Genomic DNA, 15422 nt, shown 5'->3' on the forward strand with positions numbered 1-15422 from the left:
TTTGTTCAGTTTTCAAGGTTCAAGGCTTGTCCACTTCGTTCTGAAGCGACTTTATAAATATAACATATCTTTCGTTCTCGCGTCAACAACTTTTTACATTTACTTTTCTAAAATGTTGTTTGCTGTATCAGCGACGTTTATTAATATAACATGCTGTTAATGCTATTGCAATATATTTTTAAAGAAAACTTTAAAAACCTAATCAATCATTCTGTTGTTCTGTTTAACAATAAACCTCCATATATATTATTACTACGCATTCCTGAAAGGAGATTTAAAAATGATGCTTTCAAACGTCGCATTATCTCTATCATTCATCATGGCTGTATATCTGTTTGCGTATTCGTATGTACAAGCTCTTAAGATAAGCGAAAGTACTACACCTGTAAAAGGAATGACCTTCATCTTTTCAGTCGTCATGGCGTTTGTGTTTTCTGGTTTTACATACGTATTTTCTTAAGTGAAAATATCTTCACTAAAGGAGTAAAGGAGCGAAGTGAACGCTCCTTTACTCCTTTTTAATGCAACTTCAGCAGCAAGCCTTCTTCCTGGTGCGACTCACCACCAAGAGTTAACACCTCTTCCTTTATAAGTTCAGGTTTATACGTATAATAGAAATGTTTCGACGGGTTATCTTTCAACACCCAGATCCACATGGAGTTGTATCCTTGTTTTTTAAGACCTATGGCGGCAATTCCGAAGAGCTCCTTCCCTATGCCTTTACCTTGATATTCTTCTAGAAGATAAATGGCATACAATTCCCCTTCGTACTCTCCTGAACGCTCCTTCCCAAATGAAACAAAGCCGACGATTTCTCCATTGTCTTGTTCACATACATAGGTATGATGAGATCCGGAAAGGATTTGTACCCACTTTTGTTCTCTTTCTTCTATTGATAAAGACTGGAGGTATTCTCCCGAAACGATTCCTTCGTACGTTGTTCTCCAGCTATGGACATGGACATGCGCTAATCCTGGAGCGTCTTTTAGGTCTGCCTTTCTAAAGCGGAAGTCCTTCATTCTTTTTCACCTCGTTGACTTGTTGGATCACCCTTTTTAATTTCCTTTCTTCTATTAAGAAGTAGGTAATGCCGATCATAATGACAAAACCTCCAATCACTTGAGTGATCATCACTTTTTCGGCTAAGAGCCAATAAGCAAGGATAGATGCGCCGATAGGTTCAAAGAGAATTGCCATTGAGATGGTCGAGGTGCTTAACCATTTTAGAGACCAATTGAATAATGAATGGCCTAACAGGGTGGGGATAATAGCAAGCAATAGGAAGTAAATCCAATCCTCTTTCGGATAAGGGCCCAGGCTTTCCGACCGTATAAGTGCATATAAAAATAGAACGACTGAGCTTATGGCATATACCAAGTACGTATATGTAATGAGGGAAAGCCGCTTCCTAATCGTCTCCCCGAATAATAGATATCCTGTTACAAGAGCGCATGCCGCCAAAGCAAGAACGTCTCCCCATAGAGCACTCCCACTGATCCTAAAATCACCCCAGCTTATAATGATGCTTCCACTAACGGCCAAGAATGCTGAAATAATGGCTTTTCCTGTTAATTTTTCCTGAAAGAAAAGATATGCCCCGATAAAAGCGAATAATGGCTGCAGTGTGACGAGTACCGTGGAGCTTGCCACGGACGTATAGTTTAAGGATTCAAACCAGAGTATGAAATGAAAGGCCAGAAATACCCCGGCTAAAATCGAAAACATCCAATCTCTTAGAGTAATAACTTTCAGTTCCCTCACATACTTTAAGAAAAATACAGGGGACATTAAAAGCACTGTGAAAAACAATCGATAAAATGCTAAAACGCCTGCTGGTGCACTTGATACCTTCACTAATATTGCAGATGTAGAAACGGAGATTACCCCGATTGCTAATAAGAGATACGGATTAACCTTTGTTTCTGACATAACACACCCCCTGATAGATCACTGCTCTTATTTTATAATCAGTCAGGGTAAATTACTACTCGAATTTATAACTGTGCAGGTGGAACTGGGGGGAGCTAAATGGAACTATTAGACACGACCTTCATGATAAAGCTGGGTGTATCTGCGGTACTAGGGTTAATCATAGGGCTTGAGAGAGAATTAAAGCGAAAGCCTGTAGGTTTAAAGACCTCTCTCGTTATATGTATCGTAAGCTGTTTATTAACGATTGTCTCTATTGAGTCTGCTTATATTTCAGAGGGTTCGGATAAAGTAAATATCACGATGGACCCTTTACGGCTGGCGGCTCAGATTGTTTCAGGGATTGGTTTCTTAGGGGCAGGTGTCATTTTACGAAGAGGGAATGACAGCATTTCCGGATTAACGACAGCCGCTATGATTTGGGGAGCAGCCGGGATCGGAATTGCTGTCGGCGCCGGCTTCTACATGGAAGCTACAGCAGGTGTGATTCTTTTGATTGTATCCGTTGAAGTGGTGCCGATCATTATTACGTATTTAGGTCCGAAACGACTGCGGGAAAAAGAACTGTCCCTGCGAGCGACGATTTTGGAGAAACAAGAGATCAAATCGATTATTGAACGAATCAAAGCTGAAGAAATCTCAATCGAAAATATTCGGATCAAAGACTTGAAGAACCAGCAGCACCTTTTGGAATTGAAAATCATTGTGGACTTCAGAAAAAAGACGGTCGATATTTACTATACGATTTCAGAGATCCAAGGGATAAAAGATGTAGAAATCGAAAGCTTATAGAGTATGGAGGAATGAGGATGCGGGGACACCCTCGTTCCTTTTTTATTTTTTGTGAAGCTGGAACTTTTTCACACACTCTAAATCTTGGACAACTTCCAGTACTTCATTAAATTGCAGCGCACTTGGCGTTAATATAAGGAGGGAATATTTAAAGACATCCATTCCCTCCATTTCATCTCCTTCTTCAATCTGGTACTGAGTGATCTCGATTCCATGATCATGAAGGGCATCATTTATAGACGTGAGGTTCCCCTTTCCCTTTTGCACGACCAGACTAAGGAGCAGCAGCTTCTTATGCTTCACCTTCTCCTTGTAAAAGCTTTCCAGGTTGTTCAAAAATAATAATGTAATCACAATCACCAGGGTCGTAAAAATGGCCAGGTAGTACATGCCAATCCCTACTACCAGTCCCAATCCTGCAACAACCCAAATACTGGCGGCAGTGGTTAAACCTCTAACCGTCACGCCTCCATGAACCATGATCGTTCCTGCTCCGAGAAAGCCGATTCCGGAAATAACATAAGAGGGAATCCGGCTTGGATCAAACCCTACCAATTGGGGGTGTTCGTCTAAAAACGGTTGAAACCCATACAGGGAAACAAGCATCATCAAACAGGAACCGACACCTACGAGAATATGAGTGCGTAAACCAGCGGGGTGATTTTTAAATTCCCTCTCTATACCAATCAAGCCGCTCAGCAGAACGACTAACATAATACGAATAAGAGCAGTGTAAAACTCATCTGGAATCTCCAGCAAATCTATCATCTCCATAGCCTTTCCCCTCTCCATCATCTACCTATACTTTTTACCTGGAATGGGGCTTTTAAAACGCAAAATTCAAAAAAACCAGGTGGAGACCACCTGGTTCTTTCATGAATCATTTATTAGGCTTCTTCAATAAGCCCACCATTACAGCCGTAATAACAGAGCCAATCAGTACTGCTAACAGATATAAGAACGGATTCCCCTCTACTACCGGGAATACGAATAATCCACCGTGGGGGGCAGGTAAACCAATCCCAAAGAACATCGCTAACGCTCCTGCAACCGCAGAACCTGTCACTATTGAAGGGATGACCCGGAATGGATCGGCTGCAGCAAACGGAATCGCTCCTTCTGTAATAAAGGATGCTCCCATAAAGTAAGCCGCGATACCGGCTTTTCGTTCGTTATCATTGAACTTCTTCTTGAATAGTGTAGTTGCCAGTGCAAGCCCAAGTGGCGGCACCATACCTCCGGCCATGATGGCAGCATGGGGAGAAAGGTTCCCTCCTTCAATCATGGCAATCCCGAATGTAAAGGCCGCTTTGTTGATCGGCCCCCCCATATCGACGGCCATCATTCCACCAAGGACCAGTCCGAGTAAAATCAGGTTCCCTGTGCCTAGTCCATCCAACCAGTTTTGAATACCCGTGTTGACTGCACTTAGAGGCTCGACCAGGAACTGAAGCATGATAAATCCAGTAATGAAAATTCCCAGCAACGGATAGATCAATACCGGTTTGATCCCTTCCAATGATGGAGGGAAGTTGTTTGTTAAACGCTTGATTCCAAGAACCACATATCCCGCTAAGAAACCGGCAATAATTCCACCTAAGAAACCGCTTTGACCAGTTGCAGCGATCAATCCGCCTATCATACCAGGGGCAAAGCCAGGTCGGTCCGCGATACTCATGGCAATGAATCCCGCCAATACAGGAACCATTAAGTAGAAGGCATTATCTCCGCCGATTTTCATTAGCATCGCTGCAAACTCATTGTATTCAGGAGAATCAGGATTCGCTGACTGAATGCCGAATAAGAACGAGATTGCAATCAGGATCCCTCCCCCTACAACGAATGGAAGCATGTTGGAAACACCATTCATCAGATGCTTGTAAAAGCCTGTCTTTTGTTTTTTCTCAGGAACGGCCCCGGCCTCACCGGATCGCTCTCCACCTTTATAAAGAGGCGCATCTTGTTTCATAGCCTGATTCAATAATTCTTCAGGACGTCTAATCGCTTCTGCCACTGGAACCTCAATCACAGGCTTTCCTTTAAAACGATTCATTTCCACTTTCGTATCGGCAGCTACGATTATAGCTACAGCGTTTTCAATTTCTTCAGAAGTTAAGACGTTCTTTGCTCCACCGGAACCATTCGTCTCTACTTTTAAATTCACACCCATTTCTTTCGCTTTGGCTTTCAAAGCATCCGCTGCCATATACGTATGAGCAATCCCTGTAGGACATGCCGTTACAGCCAGGACCTTTCCGTGGTTAGTACCAGAAGTTTCAGCAGGAACCTCGTCCTCTTCCTCGTCCTCTTGATCATGAACATTAATAATCTCTAAAACTTCTTCTTTTGTAGTAGCATTCAGTAACGATTTACGGACATCTCCATCCATCAGCATAGAAGAAAGGCGGCTTAATGCTTCTAGATGAGTTTGATTGGCCCCTTCTGTTGCTGCAATCATGAAGAACAAATGAGCAGGAGCCCCATCGAGAGATTCATAGTCTACACCTTGTGCAGATTTGCCGAATGCAATGGCAGGTGCTTTGACTGCCGATGTTTTCGCGTGTGGAATGGCGATCCCTTCCCCGATACCCGTCGTACTTTGTGCTTCACGGTTAAGAATCGCTTGCTTGAATTCTTCAGGGTCCTCTAGCTTCCCACTTTTATCTAATACCGTTACCAATTCATCGATAACTCCGGTTTTTGATGTAGAAGTAATATTTATCTGAATCGTATCTTTCGTTAGTAATTCAGTAATTCTCATGTTTGTTCCCCCCTATTTTTTTGTAATCTGAATTTCTTCAAATAAGCTTTTCACTTTTTTCGATGAGCAAAGACCGATTGAATAAGCTGTGGCTGATCCAGCCGAGGTTCCCAAGCGGAAGGCATCTTCAATGCTCCATCCCCTTGATAGTCCCGCAAGGAATCCGGCAACGGTAGAATCTCCTGCACCGACCGAGCTTTGTAATTCTCCACTTGGTACGGACGAATACAATACCTCTTTACCGGTCAGTAAGAGGGCACCTTTTTCCGCCATTGAAACCATCACGTTTTCGACTCCGTAATCCTTCAACTTCTGTCCATAGTGAACCGCTTCATCTACTGACTCAATCTTTACATCAAACATCTCCCCCAGCTCATGATGATTTGGTTTAATCAGGAAGGGATTCAGGGAAAGAACCGGTTGAATCAAGTTCTTCTCGGCATCGATGATCACTTTCGTTCCTTGTTCCTTACACTGTGCAGCAATCTCCCGGTAAAATGATTTAGGCACTGATCCAGGTAGACTCCCCGCCAGAACGATCATGTCTTCTTCTGTTAATGAAGATATCTTTTGAAGTAACTGTTGTATATGTTCCTCGCGAATCAACGGTCCACTACCGTTGATTTCCGTTTCATCATCCGACTTAACCTTTACGTTAATACGGGAAGCTTCTTCTACTTCCACAAATTCAGTTTTTATCTTTTCTTTATTTAAAAATTGTTTAATGTACTCACCAGTAAACCCTCCTGCAAAACCGAGAGCAACACTTTCTACATTCAGTACATGTAATACACGGGAGACATTGATTCCTTTGCCCCCAGGGAATGCACTTTCTTTCTCACTTCGATTCAGACCGCCTTTTTGGAAGGATTCCAGTTCCATAATGTAATCGACAGAAGGGTTCAGTGTTAGAGTATATATCATGGTGTCACAACCTTTATCGTAGTTTGATTCATCATTGCCGTGTCATGTTCGTCATCAAGAGCGTTGGTAATAATCATGGCTTTATCAAGGTCCACAATTTTGCTGAAAGCAATCTCTCCAAACTTGGAGTCATCTGTTAAGAACATGGCTTCCCTCGATAATTCAATGGCCATGCGCTTTACCTGGGCCTCCTCAGGATCAGGGGTCGTGAATCCATATTGAGCATGAACCCCGTTCGCCCCCATAAATGCTTTATCGAATCGGTACTGGCGTAGGGATTCCACCGCTCCACTTCCGACCATCGCTCTTGTCACCGGCTTTACGTATCCACCGATCATGTATGTTTTAAATCCTTTTTGAATGAGTGCATCCACATGGGTCAATCCATTCGTCACCACCACAATATCCATTTGCGGTAGATGATCAATGAGACTCAAGGTCGTCGTACCTGCGTCCAAAAAGATGCAATCGCCCTCTTCTACTAGGGAAGCAGCATATTGACCGATTGACTGCTTTTCATGAAAGCTTTTGGATGATTTTTCAGAAACGCTCAGTTCCTTCAACTTCCCTTGAAGCCTTGCAGCTCCACCGTGGATACGTTTCAGAAACTTCTCTTGCTCGAGCTGTGTTAAATCCCGGCGAATCGTTGACTCAGAAGCGTTCGTAACATCTACAATCTCTTGTATTTTTATCGCATCTTTCTCCTTCAATAAATCTAAGATGATTCGATGTCGTTCCTCCGTTAACATAGCACTCTCCTACTTTCTCCGTTTCTTGATACTTTCATTATAATGAGAACGGTTTCATAAATCAATCATTTTTAATCAAAAATAATCATTTTCTATCATAAATCAATCAAAATCAACCACAGGTTTACCTGTTAAGTTTCCCGGTTTATTCTCCTGTTGAATATCACTAGCTATTCAACTGTTGAATTCCAACAATTATTTACCAGTTACATTCACCCCGATATTTGCCTGTTATATTTCAACGGTTATTTACCTGTTAAATTCAGTCCGAAATTCGCCTGGCAACTTCAGGCCCAATTTTGCCTGTTGAATTCTAACGATTATTCAACAGGCAAACCAAATTCCCAAGGAGAATCCAAAGACCCATACAACAAAAAACAAGCTCCATCCCACAAAATTCGGTGGATGGAGCTTGCTTAGATTTACTTATTTTATTCGTGATTTTCTTCATGTGAAGCTTCAGGATCTTCTGAGCTTTTTGGATTTGGATTATTATACTGATAATCTGAACGATCTATCGGTTTGTATCCTTCCGGTTTATAGAAGCGCAGTAAATCTTCATAAACCACTTTATCGGAAAGCTCTAAGCGTTTGTTTGCTTCCTTACTTGCTTCTTCACATGCCTTGTTTCCTTCTTCTACAGGTTGACCTGTTTCGTTATCGTAGCAGACTCCTTTAATTTCAGAGTACTTTTCTGTAATGACATCTCCATTACGGAAAGGTACGATTTGCTTGCGCTCTTCCGAAAGCAGGTCCTGACCAAAGCTTAGATAATCTTTTGTCTCTACTCCCAACAGGTGCATGATTGTAGGGCGAAGATCAATCTGACCGCCATACGTATGGTTAACTCCACCTTCTGCACCGGAGTTAAGAATCAATAATGGTACACGTTGCAGCTGAGCACTTTCAAAGTTACCCACTTCTTTGCCCAATACGTCGGACATCGCTTTATTATGGTTATCAGAAATACCATAGTGATCACCATAAAGAACGATCATTGTATCTTCATATAAACCTTTTTCTTTTAAATCATTCACAAAGTCTTCCAATACTTGGTCCATGTAATGGGACGTTTGGAAATATCGATCGACCACACCGTTACCTGTTTCACCCTGAGGAAAATTAGCATCTTCCTCATGGCGGTCAAACGGGAAGTGATTTGATAACGTAATGAACTTCGTGTAAAACGGCTGTTTTAAGCTTTCCAGCATAGGAATTGATTCTTCAAAGAACGGCTTATCTTTCAATCCATATGGAAGCTGTTCCTCAGGCTTGCTCATATCATAATACGTTGCATCGAAGAACTCGTCATATCCCATTGAACGATACATCTCAGAGCGGTTCCAGAATGTTTTGTAGTTACCGTGGAATACCGCTGAAGTATATCCTTCTCCCTTTAGAATCGAAGGAGCTGATTGATACGTGTTGTTCGCATGTGTCATGAATACAGCACCTTGAGGAAGCGGGAATAATGAGTTTTCAATAATGAACTCAGAATCAGATGTTTTCCCCTGACCTGTTTGATGGAAAAAGTTATCAAAGTACATCGCTTCTTTACTATCCACTAAAGAGTTCAAGAATGGTGTGACTTCCTCTCCATTTAACTCTCTGCCAATCATAAATGTTTGCAGGGATTCCATGGAGATGTAGATAACGTTTTTCCCTTTTGCTTTACCAAAGTATTCAGGATTCGGGTCGACTTTATTTGCTTTTACATAATTTTCAACTTCTGAAACTTCATTACTGTCAGCCAAAGCACGTTTAGCAGACGTTTTGGAGTTTTGAACAATATCATAGATCGTAAAGTTGTGAGTTCCAAGATACTTCACCAGATAGTTACGGTCAAAACTGCGAGTCAATAATTCAGGACGATCAATGTTTGCTAACCCTAAGTTCAATAAGAACACAAGGACTGCAGATGTCATGACCGCGAATACTGAACGGAAACGCAATTTTTCCTGAGGTTTCACTTTCTTAAGAGCCATCAATCCAATGATAATGAATAAATCCAGGAAATACAGAATATCTAATGGACTGATTAATTCAAGTGCACTGCCACCAAGACCGTTATTCGTTTTTGCCTGTAAAATAACAGGTACTGTAATAAAGTCATTAAAGAATCGGTAGTACACGACGTTCGCGTATAGAACGAAGGACATTAACAAATTAATAACGATAAACGCAATATATCTCCCTTTGCCTTTCCAGAATAATGCGAAAGCAAAGAATAATAGGGCAGAACTTAATGGGTTAAAAAATAAAAGAAAATGCTGAAGCGCATTTTGTATTCCCAGGTTAAATTCAGCTAAATATACGGCATAAGTCTTAATCCAAAATAGTATAACGACTGTAAAGAAGAACGATAACTTCCCAGTACGCATATCATCAAACTGTCTTTTTAAGAAGTTCATGCTTCATCACCTTTTTATTAGTATTTATTTAAAACATGTATGAAAAAGTTTATTAAGAATTTGTTTAGCAAATGTAAATCCATTTGAATCAACAACGAGTATTATAACAAAAAATAATTTCATGTGTATAACATTTTGTTGTGAATCGTAACAAAAATATTTCATGAAAATTCGACATTCCGTAACAAATGAGATAGGAAAGCTTGAGCTGTCAATGCTTTGTCCATTTTGAACGATTCGTGAACGCCCCATACTTTCCCAATCTTGTGGATATATATACTAGAAATGTTAAAAGAGTCTTAAGATTGTTTACTCAGTGTAAACTAATTCCCCTGAATCCATTTGATCAAACACAAAAAATCGATGAAATTTTTACCATATCAATCATTTTGCTTCCTTCACTATTATGCTCAAATCTTTTTACATTTTTACCTTTTGAAACTCATCCTGTCGCGGTTGATTTGGTTCTTTATTTAATGGACGATAAGCTGATTTGAATTTCTTCCTATAGAAGGAATGCCCGCTAGTGGCTTGGACATATCCTTCGATCATCAACGAGACCGATAACATCGTTGCCGAGAAGAAAAGAATCGGTGTCAGTGGAACCCACGGTGCTCCTTGAAGGTACCTGAAAGAGTCCCCGATCAGTCCCGACCATTCATAGGTGATGGATCTTGGAGGGTCTTTGATCATTTGATAGTCTACATCGGTACCACCAAGGAACAGGGTTAGTAATCCTAAATGAATAAAAATGATCAGGGTTTGCATGAATTGCTGACCCAACAAAATCACAAGCTTCTCTTTCATCCCGGGCAAAATGTGTTTAAAAATGATTCGCCACTTTCCTGCCCCCAGTGTTTTCGCACTCATGATAAATTCTTGTTTATAAAGCAAAGAGACTTCATTGCCAATCAGAACTGACAATATGGGCACAATAAGTAAGGTCAAGATCAGTATCTCAATGATGAAACGTTCCACAATCGAATTAGGAAAACCTTCAAACGGCTCCCAAAGAATCGGTTCCAACAAAAAATACGCGAGGATCGTCAAGGGGATGTAATGGAAGGAATCAATCCAGCCATTAATGTATTTCTTATACTTCACAAGAAATGTCCCTAGGACCAACCCGAGTGGGATTGCTAAAAACACACGTAAAGAGGCGATCACTAATGCCGTTAGAATCGTATACTTGGCACCAATAATGATTTTCCCGAGCATGTCAAGCCCCAGGGGGTCCGTTCCAAATGGGAAAGACCATTTTGGTGAAATCGGAGAAGATTCCACTACAACACCATCAACAGTAATAAAATACAATGTCCGCACTTCATTTCCCCACATAAATGAATAAACAAAACTGGAGGCAAGCATGAAGGCGATAAATGTAAATCCAATAAGAAAGAGCGGGTTCTTCCAAACATTTTTCTTCATATTATATTTCCTCCCCCTTATTGGCTTTTTTAGAAAGGACCATTTCTCCCAACGTGTAAAAGACAAACAGAGGAATGAAAATAGAAAGAATGGCTATTGTAAACATTTTCGGCTGCAGCGTCGACATTAAGAAACGAGTTATCCCCGTTATATTAAATAGGAGCTCCAACACAAATAAATTGGAGAGCATAAACCAAACGGTCTTCTTTGATTGAAAGAACACGGAAATGACAGCGTTTCTTAAAATATGAAACGTCAATATCACCAGTTTCCCCAGTCCAATGGATCGAGCCAGGGTCACATAGTCTTTTCTTTCTTCAATTTCAAATGAAAGAATTGAAATCCTGAACAGCTGAACTGTAGGTAAAATCGCCAATACAAGCACAGGAAGTAGAAATGCGCGTTCAGTGGCGACTGATGCAATTTCAAAAAACAGGATGCCAGTTTGCTTATACAGGGAGAGTACTAATAACTGCGAAAGCAAAATAACCAGAACATCCGGCATCGATTCGAACAAATAAAAGGTGAACTTGATTCGGTCTCTGTTTTTTTGAGAAAACAACATGGTGAGGATCGTGAGGAGAATACTTAAGAAGCCTGCCAGAAGAAAAGCAGAAAGCAAAACGAGTAACGAATAGGTGATCGGGTCCCATATATAAGGAAATAAATCGCGTTCCTGCTGCCCCCCGATAATGATATAGGTTAAATCCCCCGGATGAAACAAGGCATAAACGATTTCTTTAACGGATTGCAAATATTCCTGTAACCTCAATTCACGATGACCTAATCCTGAAAGGAGCACGGGCAGTCCGCCTATAAAAATAATGCCTATGATTGATAAGAAGAATTTGAGTAAAATACCACCGATCACTCTCAATGGATTGTCCTCCTGTAAGATTGATTAGTTTTAATAGTATCATAGGATGGTGATTATTATACATTATTTTCCTGTTTTTTTCGCATGGCCTACACTTCTCAAAAAAATGACCGAAATCCCCTAAAAGGACTTCGGTCATTCCTCTCCTTTATACTCTCGAAAGTTCATTTAACACAAATTTTTCAACAACTTCCGCTACTCCGTCCTCCATATTAGAGGCTGCAACGTAGTCCGCTTTTTCTTTTATATCTTGAGGAGCGTTGCCCATGGCGACACCCAGCCCGGCAAATTCGATCATGGCAAGGTCGTTATAGCTATCTCCGATGGCAATGACCTCTTTTGCCTTAATGCCCATCGGCTTGATCAGATAATCGAGGCTTGCGCCTTTAGTCACGCCAAGCTGTGTAAACTCCAGAAAGAACGGTTTGGAGCGCATCACACTCAGTTCACCTTCCAGTTCGGTTTGAAGTTTTTTCTCGACTTCCACCAATCGATCGGCTTCTTTTAACATAAGTGCCTTCACAACAGGCTCCTTAATCGTTTCTTTAAAGTTCGGCACGACCTTTACAGGAAGCCCTGTCAGTTCACTTTCAATAGAAGCATATTCACTCGTTTCTTCTACAATAATCGCATCTTCAGCATACGTCAGAATCCCAACGTCTTCCCGTTTACTCAAATCATATAAGCGATGAGCCGTTTCAGCTGATAGTGTTCGACTGTATTTCTCTTCGTTTGTCTTGCAATCTATTATTTTCGATCCATTGAAAGAAAGAATATAGCTTCCGTATTGGTCCAGCTTCAGTTCTTTTGCAACCCATCTCATTCCAAACGTTGGGCGGCCGGATGCGAGAACAACTTTCACTCCTGCTTCCTGTGCTTGAAGTAATGCATCTTTTGTACGCTCTGAAATCGTTTGGTCATCTCGTAATAATGTATCATCTAAATCAAGTACAATCATTTTATAAGTCATCATGAAAAATCCTTTCAGGAAATCCGATTTATATTATCTTACTATAACATCTATCTTTTATTTAGAAAAAGAAAATAGACCGCCGAATCGGCAGTCTATTTCAAGTTTACATGGTCCAGGTCCCATTTTCTAATGGTAAAACTAGCCTGATTTGAAGCTCCGAATCCCACTGTATCGTTGTTTGGTGATGGATAGAATCGGGATGTAAAGGTTTCTTCTCCTTCATTTATAAATACTTCAATGGAAGAAGTGTCGACGTACACTCTTAGTGAATTCAATTTCTCCACTTTACATTGCCGCTTCTCTACCACTCCATTTACATAGCTTTTGCGCTCAAGAGTCACCATCTGTTCCCCGATAGAATAAACGAGTCTGCCTCCGTCTCCAATGGAAAGATCAAACCACCCTTCAGATAAGGACAAATCCTCGATCTCCAATTCAAACGCTTTTCCGTTTACACCATTGAGCACGCGGCTTTCTTTATCCAATTCAACCTTGTGTTCTATCGCTTCTCCGGCCCTTAAATCCCTCAATTCTTCAAGAGGAACCTGTCTCACCTTACCGTTCACAAGCTTCAGCTCACGTGGCAGGGTCATCGTATGAAGCCATTTATGTTCAATGGTGGGATGATCCTGTTCATTTTGATCCGGTACACTCATCCATGCAAAAAGGATACGGCGGCCCTTATCGTCGACTGTCGTTTGCGGTGCATAGAAATCGAATCCCCGGTCCAATTCTTCGAAGGCTCCATGTTCAAACGTTCCTGTAGCTGAATCAAATTGTCCGGCGACATAGCCTGCCTGATACACATTCTGATACTTCATTCCAGAAGCTTCAATTCCTTGGGGAGAGAAAACAAGGATGTCTTGATCTCCCAGCTTAAATAGGTCAGGACATTCAAACATATAACCGAAGTCAGCAAGCTTTCCCACGCCTCCACCTGCAAGGACTCCCTGATACTCCCAATCCATTAGATCTTCTGATCGCATCAAAGCGACTGCGCCTTTTAACTCTGTCGTCTGTGCACCGACTACCATGAAAAACGCTCCATCCTGTTTCCATACCTTTGGATCGCGGAAATGAGCGGTAAATCCTTCCGGTAAGTGAACGACGGGACCTTTTTTGTCAAAGTGAAGGCTGTCTTCAGAAAGAGCCAAGCACTGATAGGATTCCCGATTGCCTTCCTCGTCCTTCACATTCCCAGTATAGTATGCATAGATTTTTCCGTCATGCTCGATGGCACTTCCGGAATAACAGCCGTTTTTCTCATACCATTCTGCAGGCGTGAGGGCGATGTCTTCATGCGTCCAGTTCACTAGGTCCCTTGACGAATAATGCCCCCAAAACTTCGCACCATGACCTGTTTTAAAAGGCATCCACTGGTAATATAAATGATAGACCCCTTTGAATTGGATAAATCCGTTCGGGTCGTTCAACAGCCCAACAGGTGGCATTAGGTGATAATGAAGACGGTATGGATCCTGATCAACAATACCCTTATGCTTATCGATTTCTTCATAGGCTTCTTTTCGCAGTTGTTCATCTCTCGTCATCGCTCATTCCCCCTGTTCAAATGAAGGTTTACTTCTTCCAGGGAAGGGAGAGCCGTCATAGCTCCTTTAGTTGAGGCAGCAAGTGCACCGGATACGGCTGCAAATCGGGCCATGCGGGCTGCTTCCTCGATTGATAAGGATTGAATATTTCCTTTGTATTCATGGATGGAATGAAGGATCCCGGAAACGAACGCATCCCCGGCCCCCGTTGTGTCCACTGCTTTCACCTTCATGGCAGGTACATACTGACGAGCATCGCCAACGTACACATAGCTTCCTTCTGACCCCATCGTGATAATCAAGAAAGGAATAGAGTATGATTTCAGTTTCGCTACCCCTGCTTCAATCTCTTTTTCACCAGTGATAAATTCAAGTTCTTCCTCAGAGATTTTCAAAACATCCGCTTCAGAAAGCATGCTCTTTATCGTTTCCCGGGCATTTTCCTCAGAATTCCATAACCCTAATCGTAAATTGGGATCATAGGAAACCAATAAACCATTCTCTTTCGCTACTTTCACAGCATGAAGCGTCGCTTCCTTCGCCGGAGAGCTGATCATGGAGATGGAACCAAAGTGAAGGATTTTATGGGAAACGAAATCCTCTTCATCAATATCATCCATTTGGAGGAATCGGTCGGCGCTCGGATCGATATAAAAGTCAAAGCTGCGCTCTCCGTCTTCTCCGTTGGTTACAAATACCACACCGGTGCGGACATCAGGAGTCAATAGCATTTGATTTATTCTTACACCATAATCTTTAAGGGTATCCTGAAGGAATCTGCCTAATACATCCTCTCCCACCTTCCCTAAAAAGGTAGACCTCGCGCCTAATCTGGCCAGTCCAACAGCCACATTGGCAGGAGCTCCTCCTGGACTTTTTTGATAGGTAGTATTTTGTTCATCTAAAGGGATGAAGTCTATCAGTGCTTCACCCAGTGAGATAATCCCCTGTTTCATATTGAGTTCCTCCTCGTTACATTCGGTTCTACTTTAAATATAGCAAATCCTTACCAGCCAGGTGACTAGTAA

14 protein-coding genes are annotated in these 15422 nt (G+C 41.6%); 2 read left to right on the plus strand and 12 right to left on the minus strand.

Features of this window, described 5'->3' with window-relative positions; genetic code table 11:
• Window positions 1–280 precede the first annotated feature (280 nt).
• Window positions 281–460: a hypothetical protein gene (locus TV75_RS07160; RefSeq protein ID WP_044338065.1), complete on the plus strand. Its 180-nt coding sequence runs from the start codon at window positions 281–283 to the stop codon at window positions 458–460.
• 58 nt (window positions 461–518) lie between these two features.
• Here TV75_RS07160 and TV75_RS07165 read toward each other — a convergent pair whose 3' ends face one another.
• Complete coding sequence (locus TV75_RS07165; protein WP_044338066.1) at window positions 519–1019, minus strand: GNAT family N-acetyltransferase; 501 nt, start codon at window positions 1017–1019, stop codon at window positions 519–521.
• Complete coding sequence (locus TV75_RS07170) at window positions 1000–1929, minus strand: DMT family transporter (RefSeq protein WP_044338067.1); 930 nt, start codon at window positions 1927–1929, stop codon at window positions 1000–1002. Before TV75_RS07170 ends, TV75_RS07165 begins: the two co-directional genes overlap by 20 nt.
• A 99-nt stretch (window positions 1930–2028) precedes the next feature.
• Between TV75_RS07170 and TV75_RS07175 the strand changes: the two genes are divergently transcribed.
• Entirely contained in the window at window positions 2029–2721 is a 693-nt protein-coding gene (locus tag TV75_RS07175) for an MgtC/SapB family protein (protein WP_044338068.1), read from the plus strand.
• A gap of 42 nt (window positions 2722–2763) precedes the next feature.
• On the opposite strand, the gene TV75_RS07180 is transcribed toward TV75_RS07175, so the two are convergent.
• From TV75_RS07180 to TV75_RS07225, 10 genes are all read right to left on the minus strand, one after another.
• On the minus strand, window positions 2764–3489 hold the full coding sequence (locus TV75_RS07180; RefSeq protein ID WP_044338468.1) for an MgtC/SapB family protein: 726 nt from the start codon (window positions 3487–3489) through the stop codon (window positions 2764–2766).
• A gap of 112 nt (window positions 3490–3601) precedes the next feature.
• The gene (locus tag TV75_RS07185; RefSeq protein ID WP_044338069.1) at window positions 3602–5482 is read right to left on the minus strand and encodes a PTS fructose transporter subunit IIABC; all 1881 of its coding nucleotides are present in this window, start codon (window positions 5480–5482) and stop codon (window positions 3602–3604) included.
• A gap of 12 nt (window positions 5483–5494) precedes the next feature.
• Entirely contained in the window at window positions 5495–6406 is a 912-nt protein-coding gene (gene pfkB, locus TV75_RS07190) for a 1-phosphofructokinase (protein WP_044338070.1), read from the minus strand.
• Window positions 6403–7155, minus strand: coding sequence for a DeoR/GlpR family DNA-binding transcription regulator (locus tag TV75_RS07195; protein WP_044338071.1), 753 nt, complete (start codon window positions 7153–7155; stop codon window positions 6403–6405). The genes pfkB and TV75_RS07195 overlap by 4 nt, the downstream gene beginning before the upstream one ends.
• A 431-nt stretch (window positions 7156–7586) precedes the next feature.
• Complete coding sequence (locus TV75_RS07200) at window positions 7587–9566, minus strand: LTA synthase family protein (RefSeq protein WP_044338072.1); 1980 nt, start codon at window positions 9564–9566, stop codon at window positions 7587–7589.
• A 420-nt stretch (window positions 9567–9986) separates the two neighbouring features.
• Entirely contained in the window at window positions 9987–10994 is a 1008-nt protein-coding gene (locus TV75_RS07205; protein ID WP_044338073.1) for an ABC transporter permease subunit, read from the minus strand.
• Window position 10995: 1 nt separating this feature from the next.
• The gene (locus tag TV75_RS07210) at window positions 10996–11865 is read right to left on the minus strand and encodes an ABC transporter permease subunit (RefSeq protein WP_253275504.1); all 870 of its coding nucleotides are present in this window, start codon (window positions 11863–11865) and stop codon (window positions 10996–10998) included.
• 154 nt (window positions 11866–12019) lie between these two features.
• A complete protein-coding gene (locus TV75_RS07215) occupies window positions 12020–12841 on the minus strand; it encodes a Cof-type HAD-IIB family hydrolase (protein ID WP_044338075.1) in 822 nt (273 codons plus the stop codon).
• Window positions 12842–12936: 95 nt separating this feature from the next.
• Window positions 12937–14394: a glycoside hydrolase family 32 protein gene (locus tag TV75_RS07220; RefSeq protein WP_044338076.1), complete on the minus strand. Its 1458-nt coding sequence runs from the start codon at window positions 14392–14394 to the stop codon at window positions 12937–12939.
• Window positions 14391–15350 (minus strand): aminoimidazole riboside kinase, encoded by a 960-nt coding sequence (locus TV75_RS07225; protein WP_044338077.1) that lies wholly within the window; start codon window positions 15348–15350, stop codon window positions 14391–14393. The genes TV75_RS07220 and TV75_RS07225 overlap by 4 nt, the downstream gene beginning before the upstream one ends.
• Window positions 15351–15422 lie beyond the last annotated feature (72 nt).

It is taken from the genome of Rossellomorea aquimaris (assembly GCF_000935355.1).
GTDB lineage: Bacteria > Bacillota > Bacilli > Bacillales > Bacillaceae_B > Rossellomorea > Rossellomorea aquimaris_B.

What these genes read in the sequence shown, in the direction of transcription:
- TV75_RS07205 (WP_044338073.1), bottom strand. Translation starts at nt 10,994, where the DNA reads ATGAAGAAAAATGTTTGGAAGAACCCGCTCTTTCTTATTGGATTTACA.
- TV75_RS07180 (WP_044338468.1), bottom strand. Translation starts at nt 3,489, where the DNA reads ATGATAGATTTGCTGGAGATTCCAGATGAGTTTTACACTGCTCTTATT.
- TV75_RS07185 (WP_044338069.1), bottom strand. Translation starts at nt 5,482, where the DNA reads ATGAGAATTACTGAATTACTAACGAAAGATACGATTCAGATAAATATT.
- TV75_RS07220 (WP_044338076.1), bottom strand. Translation starts at nt 14,394, where the DNA reads ATGACGAGAGATGAACAACTGCGAAAAGAAGCCTATGAAGAAATCGAT.
- TV75_RS07160 (WP_044338065.1), top strand. Translation starts at nt 281, where the DNA reads ATGATGCTTTCAAACGTCGCATTATCTCTATCATTCATCATGGCTGTA.
- TV75_RS07195 (WP_044338071.1), bottom strand. Translation starts at nt 7,155, where the DNA reads ATGTTAACGGAGGAACGACATCGAATCATCTTAGATTTATTGAAGGAG.
- TV75_RS07200 (WP_044338072.1), bottom strand. Translation starts at nt 9,566, where the DNA reads ATGAACTTCTTAAAAAGACAGTTTGATGATATGCGTACTGGGAAGTTA.
- TV75_RS07170 (WP_044338067.1), bottom strand. Translation starts at nt 1,929, where the DNA reads ATGTCAGAAACAAAGGTTAATCCGTATCTCTTATTAGCAATCGGGGTA.
- TV75_RS07175 (WP_044338068.1), top strand. Translation starts at nt 2,029, where the DNA reads ATGGAACTATTAGACACGACCTTCATGATAAAGCTGGGTGTATCTGCG.
- TV75_RS07165 (WP_044338066.1), bottom strand. Translation starts at nt 1,019, where the DNA reads ATGAAGGACTTCCGCTTTAGAAAGGCAGACCTAAAAGACGCTCCAGGA.
- TV75_RS07225 (WP_044338077.1), bottom strand. Translation starts at nt 15,350, where the DNA reads ATGAAACAGGGGATTATCTCACTGGGTGAAGCACTGATAGACTTCATC.
- TV75_RS07215 (WP_044338075.1), bottom strand. Translation starts at nt 12,841, where the DNA reads ATGACTTATAAAATGATTGTACTTGATTTAGATGATACATTATTACGA.
- pfkB (WP_044338070.1), bottom strand. Translation starts at nt 6,406, where the DNA reads ATGATATATACTCTAACACTGAACCCTTCTGTCGATTACATTATGGAA.